This is a genomic window from Colwellia psychrerythraea (assembly GCF_000764185.1).
GTDB lineage: Bacteria > Pseudomonadota > Gammaproteobacteria > Enterobacterales > Alteromonadaceae > Colwellia > Colwellia psychrerythraea_B.
Genome location: NZ_JQEC01000045.1, coordinates 1 through 12,182, shown reverse-complemented (window position 1 = coordinate 12,182; position 12,182 = coordinate 1). Strand labels below are relative to the sequence as shown.

General features: G+C 36.5%; 8 protein-coding genes and 1 pseudogene. 6 read left to right on the top strand and 3 right to left on the bottom strand.

The genetic code is table 11. From position 1 onward, the window contains the following. The first annotated feature begins 82 nt into the window (after positions 1–82). Positions 83–757: a PilZ domain-containing protein gene (locus GAB14E_RS06710; RefSeq protein ID WP_033083451.1), complete on the top strand. Its 675-nt coding sequence runs from the start codon at positions 83–85 to the stop codon at positions 755–757. On the opposite strand, the gene GAB14E_RS06715 is transcribed toward GAB14E_RS06710, so the two are convergent. Together GAB14E_RS06715 and xseA are read right to left on the bottom strand one after the other, a co-directional pair. Beyond that, entirely contained in the window at positions 749–2,182 is a 1,434-nt protein-coding gene (locus GAB14E_RS06715) for a sensor domain-containing diguanylate cyclase (RefSeq protein WP_033083366.1), read from the bottom strand. The two genes, GAB14E_RS06710 and GAB14E_RS06715, sit on opposite strands and share 9 nt — an antisense overlap. A gap of 100 nt (positions 2,183–2,282) precedes the next feature. Then, complete coding sequence (gene xseA, locus GAB14E_RS06720; protein WP_033083365.1) at positions 2,283–3,617, bottom strand: exodeoxyribonuclease VII large subunit; 1,335 nt, start codon at positions 3,615–3,617, stop codon at positions 2,283–2,285. A 363-nt stretch (positions 3,618–3,980) separates the two neighbouring features. On the opposite strand from xseA, the gene guaB reads away from it, so the two are divergent. Together guaB and guaA are read left to right on the top strand one after the other, a co-directional pair. Continuing rightward, positions 3,981–5,453: an IMP dehydrogenase gene (gene guaB, locus GAB14E_RS06725; protein ID WP_033083364.1), complete on the top strand. Its 1,473-nt coding sequence runs from the start codon at positions 3,981–3,983 to the stop codon at positions 5,451–5,453. A gap of 337 nt (positions 5,454–5,790) precedes the next feature. Continuing rightward, complete coding sequence (guaA, locus tag GAB14E_RS06730) at positions 5,791–7,368, top strand: glutamine-hydrolyzing GMP synthase (RefSeq protein ID WP_033083363.1); 1,578 nt, start codon at positions 5,791–5,793, stop codon at positions 7,366–7,368. Positions 7,369–7,498: 130 nt separating this feature from the next. Here the strand turns inward: guaA and GAB14E_RS0123265 are convergent, their stop codons facing one another. Beyond that, positions 7,499–8,635 (bottom strand): serine hydrolase domain-containing protein, encoded by a 1,137-nt coding sequence (locus GAB14E_RS0123265; protein WP_052093874.1) that lies wholly within the window; start codon positions 8,633–8,635, stop codon positions 7,499–7,501. A 282-nt stretch (positions 8,636–8,917) separates the two neighbouring features. On the opposite strand from GAB14E_RS0123265, the gene GAB14E_RS06735 reads away from it, so the two are divergent. The 3 genes and pseudogenes from GAB14E_RS06735 to GAB14E_RS06745 form a co-directional block, all read left to right on the top strand. Next, positions 8,918–10,981, top strand: a complete 2,064-nt coding sequence (locus GAB14E_RS06735) for a winged helix-turn-helix domain-containing protein (protein WP_033083362.1) — start codon at positions 8,918–8,920, stop codon at positions 10,979–10,981. 253 nt (positions 10,982–11,234) lie between these two features. Further along, the gene (locus GAB14E_RS06740) at positions 11,235–11,585 is read left to right on the top strand and encodes a RidA family protein (RefSeq protein ID WP_033083361.1); all 351 of its coding nucleotides are present in this window, start codon (positions 11,235–11,237) and stop codon (positions 11,583–11,585) included. A 363-nt stretch (positions 11,586–11,948) separates the two neighbouring features. Beyond that, positions 11,949–12,182, top strand: a pseudogene (locus GAB14E_RS06745) (hypothetical protein); the annotation flags it as partial.

Genomic DNA, 12,182 nt, shown 5'->3' with positions numbered 1-12,182 from the left:
ACTGTTTTAATAGTAAGTTGCAATATTTGCCTGATTTTACTAAGGTAACAACCACGTTCCACGTTTTATGATATTGAAAAATATGTCTGGACAAGAAATTTTAACCGATCCAACTAAACCCTCTGCACGTAACTTAGCTTTTTTAAAAGCGGGTGCGCCTATCACTATTGATATCTCTACTCCTGCTGGGCAAAAGAGAAAATTTCACACGCATTTTATTGGTTATTTACCTAAAAAGTATGTATTAATCGAGTTCCCTGATGCAACAAAATTAGGCTCTTTTTCTCAATATATTGGTCAAGGTACTGTAGTCACAGTGCGTGGTCTGATTGAAGGTCGTGATGGTGCAGCAGTAGCTTTTATCAGTACCGTTAGACAAACCTTGCAAATCCCCTCGCGCATTATGGTATTAGATATTCCTAATACTGTGACCTTGCAAAAATTGCGTTCATCAGTGCGTATAGATACTCATATCTATGCCAAAATAAAAATTGACGGTATTTATTGGCAAACGACCATGACAAATTTATCAGTTGAAGGTGGCCAGCTTGATATAATCAATGGTGAAAAACTGGTATTGGCAGAAAATAAAGTAATAGATATTGTTGTTGAAACCGATGCTGGGGAAAATAATATTAAACTTAACGCCACCATATGTAATGTTAAGCAACAAGTTGATGGTCTATCATTTGGCGTTAAATTCAATCAAGTGAGTAAGCAGCAGGTCATTGATTTACTCTATCAAGCGTTAAGCTGAGACAGTACAGTTTTTTCCTGTTGATTTAGCCTTATATAAAGCACCATCCACGCGCTTTAAAATAGCATCGATTTCTTCATCCCCAGTGACCGAGGTTGCTCCTAAACTAATAGTTACTGGCTTTTGGCTAAGTAGGGACAGCTGATTGCTATTAGCGACTTGTGAGCGTAATTGCTCAGCAATGACTTGCGCTTGATTAATGTCAGAATCGATTAAAAGTATAATGAACTCTTCACCGCCCCAGCGAGCGACAAAATCACTTTTTCTAACATTGGTATTTAATGTTGTTGCTAAAGCTTTTAGTACTTTATCGCCAACGTCATGGCCTCTAGTGTCATTTATAAACTTAAAGTCATCAATATCGATAAATAAGATAGATAAATTATTGTTATTACGTTCCTTCAGTAATAAAAATTGCGCTAGTTTTTCATGAAATGAGCGCCTGTTTGGTAAACCTGTAAGGTGATCATTACTCGCCAGTTTATCAAGTTTTAAATGAATTTTTCTAACGTACAATACAATGATTAAACTGATAAGTAGAGTGATAATGGCTGATAGTAGTATATTGAAATAAAAGGTTTCTGTGGCTGTTTTGGTAAAGTAATTAACCCTGGCTTCAACGATAAGATATAAGTCTAACTCAGCAATATATTTCCTATTAAGTAAATAGGCTTCTCCTGCTCGTGTGTAATCAAACACCTGACTTCCTTTACCGATAATGTCTGGAAGTTGCTTGGCTAATTCAGGGATATCGCTAAGTTGCTTTAATTTTTTAACATTTTGTTCGGCAATAACTACCTTGCCAGTATCATCAACAAAGTACACTGAAAATTGATAACGTTGCCTAAATACTTTCAGCATATCGTTGATATAAGAAGTTTTTAAGCCGATACCTGTTGCCCCAATCATATGATAATCATCATTAAGAATTTTATGGTTGATAAACATAATAAGTTCGGTGCCCATATGGGTATTGTAATCTATATTGATTTCGCTTAGTTCTGCGGTCTTTTTAAAATCAAAATACCACAAACTATTGGGACTATTTATATCAACCTTATCTAATACTCCTTTAGCAGAGTAGTAGTTTTTGCTTTTATCGGAAACTAAAAAAGCGGTAAACATTTGGTATTTATTTTGAATCGTTTCTAAATACCTTACTATTTGCTGCTCATCATCTTCTTCATGTGATAACCAATCAATCAAGAAGGTATCGTGAGCCATCATCGAGGCAATAAGGTTAGGTTCAATTATATTTTTTTGAATTTCAGTGTATATATTATCTATGGTTAATGGCAGGGCGCTGTTTTTGAGTTGCTCACGTGTTGTTTCCATCGAAGTTAGATAGTTAATTACCGTTAAACTGGTAGATAAGGTAAAAACCAAGGCGGTAATAATGAAAACTATTCGGTAATTAAAGCGCATAATGTAGCGTGTATTAATAGGTTTATAGCTAAATCATATCAGTTATCTAGCTATCTTACAGTAGGATTTATTGAGTTATGTCTCTAGCAAAGCAGGGTAGTTATACTACCTTGGCATTAATATGACCATCACTTAATTGCACGCTAATCTCTTCGCCTTTATCTACTTGAGCTACTTTAGTGACCACCTTATTGCTGGTATCACGGGTAACACTATAACCTCTGGCTATAGTGGCTAATGGGCTGACAAGTTGTAATTGCTCAAGAAGATGTACAAATAGTTCACTTTTATGCTGTAAGGTATTTTGCATCGCTTGAGTAATTCTGTACTCATTTTGACTCACTTTTTGTTGTTGAAATTGAACTACTTTTACTGGTGATTGTTGTAACAGCCGTTGATTAAGCTGAGCAGGTCTAGTTTGGCTCTGGACAATAATACGCTTCATCACTTGTTTCAAACGTAAGCCCAATTCATCGGCTTTTTGTTGCTGTAATTGTAATTGTTGTTCAGGGTGGACTTGCGATAATCTGTGTTGTAAATAATTTCTTTCATTGCCTAAGTGGGCTAGTTTTACTTGTTGAGCTTTTAGCAAGCGCTGTTTAAGCATTACGACTCGGTTAAGCAGCTCACTACTATCGCTTGAGACTAACTCTGCGGCGGCAGAGGGCGTAGCGGCTCGTAAGTCAGCAACATAATCACTTAGCGTGGTATCAATTTCATGACCAACGGCGCTAATCACTGGCAACTCACTTTGATAGATAGCGCGAACAACACTTTCTTCATTAAACGGCCATAAATCTTCTAAAGAGCCACCGCCTCGACCAACAATAAGTACATCACATTCTTGGCGACTATTGGCACGTTCAATGGCATGGCAGATATCACCTTGAGCATACTCTCCTTGTACCAAAGCTGGATAAATAATAGCTTTGACATTTGCATTACGGCGCTTAAGCACGGTTAAGATATCTTTCACCGCTGCGCCGGTAGGCGAGGTAACAATACCAACACAGTTAATGTGTTTCGGTATTTGTTTTTTATGGCTTAAATCAAATAAGCCTTGAGCATTTAGTTTGTTTTTTAATTGTTCAAATTGCTGACGCAGCATGCCGGCACCAGCATCTTCCATGTGTTCAATAATTAGCTGAAAGTCACCACGAGGTTCATATAAAGACACTTTAGCGCGTACTAAAACTTGTTGACCATTACTTGGTTTTGCTCCTGTGCCTAAACGAACTCGCCTATTACTGCCCTTAAACATGGCGCATTTAACTTGTGACTTTGCGTCTTTCAACGATAAGTACCAATGACCAGAACTAGCGGCAATAAAGTTGGAGACTTCACCGGTTAACCAAACCGTATTTAGTTCACTTTCCAGAATAAAGCGTACTTTTTTAGTTAATTCACTTATTTGTAATATATGCTGTTGGCTCATAATGCAGAGGTAATAGTGATTTTGTTTAGGCAATTAGCTAACTAGTATATCAAGTCTACTGACATAATACCGAACTCATCATTGTAAATTCACAGGTGTATCTTGCTTAATATTTGTGTCTTTCACGTAACCTTTGAGTATTTGTGCAATGTGGTTTGTTACCTGACACATCTGTCAATAATTAGCTAAAAACCTATTAATTAAAATTATATTCAGGTAAATAATGTATTTCGGCATTATTTTTGCGTTGTTTTATAGTGAGTTGATAAAACTTTAAAAAATAGGTTTACCTAAAACAAGAAAACGGTTAAAATTCTGCCGCAATATTCACTCCCTAACCAACCTTTTTAGAGAGATGTTGCGATGCTAAGAATTGCCCAAGAAGCTTTAACTTTTGATGATGTATTACTTGTACCTGCTCATTCAAAAGTACTCCCCCATACGGCTAGTTTAAAAACTAAATTGACCCGTAAAATTGACTTAAACGTACCGATGATTTCTGCGTCTATGGACACAGTAACCGAAGCGCGTCTAGCGATCACGTTAGCGCAAGAAGGTGGTTTAGGTTTTATTCATAAAAACATGACCATTGCTGAACAAGCTAAAAATGTTTCGCAAGTGAAAAAATATGAAAGTGGCATTGTTTCAGATCCAGTAACGGTAAACACTGATTTTACTATTGAGCAAGTCATGCACAAAGCGGATGACTTAGGCTTTTCAGGTTTCCCTGTTGTTGATGATAACAATAACTTAGTAGGCATCATAACCGGACGTGATTTACGTTTTGAAACGGATTTATGTAAATCAGTTTCTTCACTAATGACAGTAAAAGAAAATTTAGTGACGGTTAAAGAAGGTGCTGCTCGCGAAGAAATTTTAGGTTTAATGCACAGCAACCGCATAGAGAAAATCTTAGTGGTTGACGATGCGTTTAAATTAGTAGGTCTTATTACGGCAAAAGATTACCAAAAAGCTGAAAACAAACCTGATGCTTGTAAAGATGAATTTGGTCGTTTACGTGTAGGTGCTGCTGTGGGTGTTGGCGCAGGTACTGATGAGCGCATTGACGCCTTAGTTGCTGCGGGTGTTGATGTTTTGTTAATCGATACCTCACACGGTCATTCACAAGGTGTATTAGATAGAGTTAAAGAAGCCCGTAATAAATACCCAGACTTGCAAATTATTGCCGGTAATGTCGCGACTGCATCTGGCGCAAAAGCCATGGCTGATGCTGGTGTTGATGCCGTTAAAGTAGGCATAGGCCCAGGGTCTATTTGTACTACACGTATTGTTACTGGTGTCGGTGTGCCACAACTAACTGCTATTTCAAATGCTGTTGAAGGCTTGAAAGGCACAGGTATTCCAGTGATTGCTGATGGCGGCATTCGTTTTTCTGGTGATATTGCTAAAGCCTTAGTTGCTGGCGCGCACTGCGTTATGGTCGGCAGCATGTTGGCTGGTACAGAAGAAGCACCAGGTGAAGTTGAGCTTTACCAAGGTCGTTATTACAAGTCTTATCGCGGTATGGGCTCTTTAGGTGCTATGGCGCAAAAAGATGGTTCAAGTGATAGATATTTCCAAAAATCTGAAGGCGAAGCAGACAAATTAGTGCCTGAAGGTATTGAAGGTCGTGTTGCTTATAAAGGTCCTGTTGCGGCAATTATTCATCAGCAAATGGGTGGTTTACGTTCTTCAATGGGCTTAACTGGCTCTAAAGATATTGAAACTATGCGTACCAAACCTGAGTTTATGAAAATAACCTCAGCAGGTATGGGTGAATCACACGTACATGATGTAACAATCACCAAAGAAGCACCTAACTATAGAACGGGCTAGTTTTACTTTGTATTTTTCATGATAAGCGCATCAGAAGTGCTCATTGACTAACGTCAACTCCGCGCTTCTTCTTTCTTATCGAGTAAAACTACTTTGTAAAAATTATTTATTTCTTTCTAAGTAATAGAAAATAAAAGAATTTTTGTCAGGCTGAACTATGAATAAATTAGTTCAGCCTGTTTTATTTAAGATACCACGCTCTAAATGAGCGAGCTTTAGGCAAGGCTGTTGAGTCATTAAACAAATGAGTTTATGTTTATAAATGATTTTGTTTCATTACGAAAACAACGCAGTATAAAGTTTGCCCATGACGAGCGTTAACAGTAGGAAAACAACCATGAGTAAAGACATTCATGATCACCGCATACTAATATTAGATTTTGGTTCACAATACACTCAACTTATCGCACGTCGTGTACGTGAGATTGGTGTTTACTGTGAACTTTGGTCGTGGGACGTAACTGAAGAGCAAATTAAGGGCTTTAATCCTACGGGGATTATACTTGCTGGTGGTCCAGAGTCAGTTACTGAAGCTAACTCACCGCGAGCTCCTGAATATGTTTACACTGCTGGTGTACCGGTATTAGGCATTTGTTACGGCATGCAGACTATGGCTGAGCAACTGGGTGGCGGTGTTGAAAGCTCTGATCATAAAGAATTTGGTTATGCTGCTGTTGAGTTAATTGCTGAATCTGCTTTATTCAACAAAGTTGAAGATAGCGTTGGTGATAATGGCAATGCGTTACTTGACGTTTGGATGAGTCACGGTGATAAAGTATCAGCAATCCCTGAAGGTTTTGTTACTGTAGCCCAAACACCAAGTTGTGCTTTTGGCGCAATGGCTAACGAAGAGAAAAAATTCTACGGCGTACAGTTTCACCCAGAAGTTACCCATACCAAACAAGGTTTACGTATTTTAGAAAACTTTGTTGTTGAAATTTGTCAGTGTGAAAAGTTATGGACTTCAGCATCAATCATTGATGATGCTGTTGCTAAAATGAAAGAGCAAATAGGTGATGACGAAGTTATTCTTGGTCTTTCTGGCGGCGTAGATTCATCAGTTGTAGCCATGTTATTACAGCGCGCTATTGGCGATAAACTGACTTGTGTATTTGTTGATAATGGTTTACTTCGTTTAGACGAAGGTCAGCAAGTGATGGATATGTTTGGTGATCATTTTGGTTTAAATATCATTAAGATTGATGCTGAAGATCGTTTCCTTGATCGTTTAGCTGGTGAAAGTGAGCCAGAAGCGAAACGAAAAATTATCGGTAATGTATTTATTGATGTTTTTGAAGAAGAGTCTAACAAGTTAGAAAATGCTAAATGGCTAGCACAAGGTACTATTTACCCTGATGTGATTGAATCAGCAGCTTCAGCTACCGGTAAAGCACATGTAATCAAATCCCATCATAACGTTGGTGGATTACCTGATTACATGAAGTTAGGTTTAGTCGAGCCATTACGTGAATTATTTAAAGATGAAGTACGTAAAATTGGCTTAGAGCTAGGTTTACCTTACGATATGCTTTATCGTCACCCGTTTCCTGGTCCAGGTTTAGGTGTTCGTATTTTAGGTGAAGTGAAAAAAGAATATGCAGACTTATTACGTCGCGCCGATGCTATCTTCATTGAAGAGTTACACAAACATGACTTATACAAAAAAGTAAGCCAAGCGTTTACCGTATTTTTACCGGTTAAATCGGTAGGTGTTATGGGTGATGCGCGTAAATACGACTGGGTTGTCTCTTTACGTTGTGTAGAAACCATTGATTTTATGACCGCGCGTTGGTCACATTTACCATACGATTTTTTAGGGTTAGTTTCTAACCGTATAATTAATGAAATTGAAGGTATTTCTCGTGTGGTTTACGATATAAGCGGCAAGCCACCTGCGACTATTGAATGGGAGTAATTTAGTTTTAGAGAAGTTAAATCAAACAACTTGCTCTAACCTCTAAATTTAACGACTCAATTTATAAAAACCTCATTATTGAAAAGTAATGAGGTTTTTTGTTACTGAATATAAGGTGGTATGGTTATTTTTAGTCGGGGTATTTGTTTTGCAAATACATTGCTAAGATTTGGTTTGCATAAGCGAACGTATTTTGGCTGGCATCATTACATAGAATTGCCATCGAAAAACTTTCTTCAGGAACACGACCATAAAATGCACTTACCCCTTTCCATTGCCCGCCAACTATATATGCTTTTCTGTCGAATATATCAATAAGGAATTGCCCATTGGCATATAATCCGCCGTTTGCCTCAAATTGGCTATTGGGTTGAATAAATAAGGCCAGTAGTTCCTCTGAGTTTTGACCAACTATAGGATTATAGAAATTTTGATCCCACTTCAACATATCATCAACTGTTGTATGTAGGCCACCATCACCTACCCAAAATAAATTGGTCATATCGGCCTGATAACCTCCGCCTTCTTTAGGCTTATAACCACTAGCTCTATTATTCACAATTTCAGTAGAATCATCGCTGAAAAATGTATTTTTCATGCCTAAAGGTTTAAATATTCTTTTGTCTGCATAAACCCTTAAACTTTCACCAGAAACCTCTTCTACTAACATAGACAGTAAAAAGTATGCAAGATTACTATATTGCCATTTTTTTTCAGGCTTATGGCGCAGACGTACTTTTTTGACCACATCATAAAACTCTTCAATGGATAAATAATCTTCAGTTCCTAAACGAAAAGGTCCTTTAGCTACAGAACGTAAATTTAAGCCGCGCCTAACCCTTTTACCTTCACCTGCTGAAATATAGTCATAATCAGCCATGCCACTAATATGTCCTAACATTGCATTAATGGTGACTCTTTTACGGTAATGTCTCAGTTCTGGCAGGTAAGTTCGAATGTCATCTTGTAAATCTATTAGGCCTTCTTCTGCTAATAAAAGCACTGACATAGCGGTAAATTGCTTTGATACAGAGGCAATGCGATGAACATTGTCACCATTTAATTTTACCTCTAATTCCATATTTGCAAGGCCATATCCAGCTTTATGTATTAATTCCCCATTTTCGATCAAACCTACGTTACAACCTGGAGCATTACTCTGGTCAATTGAGCTAAATAAAGCATCTACATTATCATTAAACTCATTGGCAAATGATATTGCTGAGGTGAACGCAATTAGCAGTGGCATTGCTAAGATAATTTTCATAATTTTTCCTTGTCGTTTTTCTTTATGTGGCAAGTGTTTTATTGAGCTATCAAAAAGTAACTACTATTTAAGCAGTCACAGTTATGCTCTTGAATTTATTTACACACAGTGTATTTTCAATAATTAGTCGGGTTATTTGTCTAAAAAATGATGATTTTTATGCACCTCCTTTGTATTTATTAGGCAACGTCACTTCTTTATATTTGAATTGAGATTAAAAACCATAACCTTGATATAATGAATTAATGATGCATTTATTCACTTTTAATATCAGTTGGTTACATGGAAGAGTTGGCAGAAGGAAGCTTCAAGTTAGGTGCGTTTTTAGTACAGCCTGAACATAACAAGCTGACAACAAATGAAGGGGAATTCAAAATTGAATCTAAAATAATGCAAGTATTGTGTTATTTAGTGAAGCATAAAAACCAAGTAGTAAGCCGCTCTCAAATTGCTGAAGCATTATGGCCTGGTAGTGTTACTGGTCTGGAAGTAGTGACTCGGGCAATATACGAGTTAAGGAAAACCTTAAAAGATGATGCAAAAAAACCAATTTATATCGAGACTATCGCTCGTAAAGGTTATTGTTTTATTTATGACTTTCCTCCCTTAAGTACAGCTAAAACGAATAATCTTTTTAGCCAAATAAAACTTACGTTTAAGGCTAAAGCTAAAATTTTTCTTGCTATAAATATGGCTATTCTACTTCTGTTGTTATTGAACTTTTTACCAAGTAAATCGGTTGAAATGAAAGCTGTTATTTTGACGGACCTAACTTCATTTTCTGATATGCCAGCGATTTCGCCGGATGAAAAGCAGTTGTTATTTGTTAAAAGTAGTCACTTCAAAGAAACTTATAATCAGCTGATATTACTTGACTTGGCATCGCAAAAAAAAAGAGAGATAACGCTTGTAAATGCCAATTACAAAAGCCCTGTTTGGTTAGCTAATAGTGAATATTGGTATTACATTCGTTGTAAAAAAAAGCTGTCTTGTGAGGTCATAAAACATAATATCAGCAATGATAAGTTTGAAAGTATATTATCGATAGAGCAACAGCTTGTCTCTTTTACTATTTCAAGCGATCACACCTATTTAGCTCTAGCTTTTCTTAAAAAGAACAACGTAGAATTAGCGTTAGTAGATCTCAACAAGCAAAGTAGTCAATTACAACTATTTGACGATTCCATCACTTATTCATTTAAAAGCCACCCCGTCTTTAGCCATGATAATAAATCGGTATATTATATTTCAACTACTCGTGATGAAGCTTCACAGATATACCGTTATGATCTAAATAGTCTAACTTCAACACCGCTTTCAAGTGACTATGACCGTATTAGAGGCTTAGCCCTTAAGAATGAAAACTCACTTTGGGTATCAGGTTATAAACAAGAAACAAATGGTATTTGGATATTTGATTTGGCTGATAACCAATCATCAATTGCCTTTAAAGCCTTTCCTGGGAGCTTTCCTGCCTTAATAAGTAGTCAGCTAAATGCTGATAAATTAATTTATACCAATGTTTCACGTACAATAGATCTTTTTGCTCAAGGGGTAAGTGATTTAAATAATTTAACAGGTGTTAATAGTTCAATGATAGATATGAGCGCAGTGTACTCAAGTAATTTAAAAGCACTCTATTTTGTCTCTAATCGCAATGGCCTTTATGATATTTGGCGTTTTAAAAGTAATACAGTGGATAAAGTCACTAATATCAAAGCAAACATGATTGAGCGTCCAATTTTAAATTTACAACAAGATAAGCTTGCCTATTTATCAAGAAAAAATTCGAAAACAATGATGACTTTATTTGACCTACATAAGAACGTTGCCATGAAACAGATTAAATTACCTAATAAAGTATTATTACTTTCATGGTCAAATGATCAGAAAAATATCTATTATGAACGTTTTGAAGACGGGCAAAATAATGTCTACAAGCTAGATGTTGAAACGGGAGACAAGCAGAGGATCTTATTAAATGCAGGTGGCATAGTTCAAGAAAGCGAAGACGGACAATCTCTGTATTATGGCGATAGGCACAATGAACAACTTATGCAAAAAATGATATCAGGTGAAATCCGAGTGTTGTTCAAAATACCGGATAAAGAACAGCTGTTAAGCCCTTATGGTTTAAAAGTAATCGGTAATGGTTTTTATTTTGCGTCTCAAAAAGAGAATAAACACACGATAAATTATTATTCATTTGAAGAAAAAAGCTTGAGTAAATATATGGATTTGCCTGAAGGTGCATTTATTACTGATATAGTTAAAGATGATGTGATTGGTGTAATATATGATCAATATGAAAATGATAATTCAAACTTAATTGAGCTAACAAGGTAAGCAATCTATCTCAAGCTACAGTAATATCTTTTAAAAATATTTTGAACACTTAAAGAAGATAAAAAATTACTTAGGGCATTTAATGGCTAAAATCGAAGGCCTTTTTTTGATGAGCTGTCTTAAGTATTTGAAAGGAAGGTGTCTTATCAAAGTAAGAAGGGGTTAGTTAAAAAGGTGTTAGTGTATAAATAAACAAGATGAACGTTGTAATTGAATAATCAAATAAACTTATTGAAAGGTTGAAGAAGTACAAATGACTATAGAAAGACTAGAAACAAAACAAAGAATGAGTAGAATTGTTAAACATAACGGTACGATTTACTTATGTGGTCAAGTGGCTGCTGATGCCACTAAAGATATTACCGAGCAAACACAAACCATGCTTGATAAGGTTGATGCTTTATTAATACAAGCAGGTAGTGACAGAAGACACATCTTATCAGCGACTATCTATGTGAAAGACATGAGCTACTTTGCCGATATGAATGCCGTTTGGGATGCTTGGTTGCCAGCAGGACATGCACCGGCACGTGCTTGTGTTGTCGCTAAAATGGCACGAGAAGCGTTACTCGTTGAAATTTCAGTGGTAGCTGCTGAAATATAAGCTTGCAGCTATATCTAGTCGTACCTATTGATGCCTATCCAGTACAACTACCAAAGCGTAAGTGCTGTCACTTTTCATCAATAATAAATAATAGGTGCTGTTACTTCCTACAGCGCCTATGATGATAATTTCAAATACGCTCTTTTTTAGAAAAAACAGAGTAAGCTCTTTCAAACCAGCGAATAGTATTTTCAATAGACCTGTCTTAATCAGCAACTTCTCTACGTTTCTTAATGCCTATTTTAATAGCTTTAAAAATCCCTCAAAAATGTAGTCACTAATATAGCCAAAAGTTAGTGAAATTTATGCCAGTTTAGTCCAATTTTATCCACGTATTGAGTAACAATTTATCCAGAGAAGTAAATGCCAATCAACCTTTCGAATAGTTACCTTGACCTAGGGCAAAGCTTTTCCCAACAAAGCTTACCTTCACCTGTTGCTCAGCCAATATTATTACTGTGGAATGGACCTTTAGCACAAACACTTTCAATAAACTATTCTAGCCAAAAAGATAGTGAACAGCTGGCACAATACTTCTCAGGTAATCAGTTGATTGTTGGTAGTAAGCCGATAGCACAAGCTTATTCAGGTCACCAA

Bases quoted from the DNA above. Each gene is read 5' to 3' on its own strand.
- GAB14E_RS06710 (WP_033083451.1), top strand. From the start codon at position 83: ATGTCTGGACAAGAAATTTTAACCGATCCAACTAAACCCTCTGCACGT.
- GAB14E_RS06715 (WP_033083366.1), bottom strand. From the start codon at position 2,182: ATGCGCTTTAATTACCGAATAGTTTTCATTATTACCGCCTTGGTTTTT.
- xseA (WP_033083365.1), bottom strand. From the start codon at position 3,617: ATGAGCCAACAGCATATATTACAAATAAGTGAATTAACTAAAAAAGTA.
- guaB (WP_033083364.1), top strand. From the start codon at position 3,981: ATGCTAAGAATTGCCCAAGAAGCTTTAACTTTTGATGATGTATTACTT.
- guaA (WP_033083363.1), top strand. From the start codon at position 5,791: ATGAGTAAAGACATTCATGATCACCGCATACTAATATTAGATTTTGGT.
- GAB14E_RS0123265 (WP_052093874.1), bottom strand. From the start codon at position 8,635: ATGAAAATTATCTTAGCAATGCCACTGCTAATTGCGTTCACCTCAGCA.
- GAB14E_RS06735 (WP_033083362.1), top strand. From the start codon at position 8,918: ATGGAAGAGTTGGCAGAAGGAAGCTTCAAGTTAGGTGCGTTTTTAGTA.
- GAB14E_RS06740 (WP_033083361.1), top strand. From the start codon at position 11,235: ATGACTATAGAAAGACTAGAAACAAAACAAAGAATGAGTAGAATTGTT.